Raw genomic sequence first — 277 nt, 5'->3', positions numbered from 1 at the left:
CATCGTGGATCTGGCCCGCAAGGCAGGCCTTGCCGTCGTTGCCGAAGCCTTCGCGGATCGCGCCTATACGCCGCAAGGCCAGCTCGTCTCACGCAGGGAAGCCGGCGCCGTTCTTCACGACGCCGCCAAAATCGCTGACAGGATGGTGCGGCTTGCCCGCGAAGGAACGCTGGAAGCGATCGACGGCAGCATCGTAAAAATCGAGGCCCAATCCATCTGCGTGCATGGCGACAGCCCCGGTGCAGTCGCCATTGCCCAGGAAATCCGCCGCCGTTTC

The 277-nt window shown here is 64.3% G+C and carries 1 protein-coding gene; it reads left to right on the top strand.

Annotated elements, in window-relative coordinates; genetic code table 11:
- Positions 1-277 (top strand): LamB/YcsF family protein (locus SB816_RS31245; RefSeq protein ID WP_410548143.1); only part of this gene is annotated, 277 nt, incomplete at both ends.

The organism is Achromobacter sp. SIMBA_011 (genome assembly GCF_046535435.1).
GTDB lineage: Bacteria > Pseudomonadota > Gammaproteobacteria > Burkholderiales > Burkholderiaceae_B > Achromobacter > Achromobacter dolens.
The sequence above is the reverse complement of the archived record's forward strand: the minus strand, read 5'-3'. Positions and strand labels throughout refer to the sequence as shown.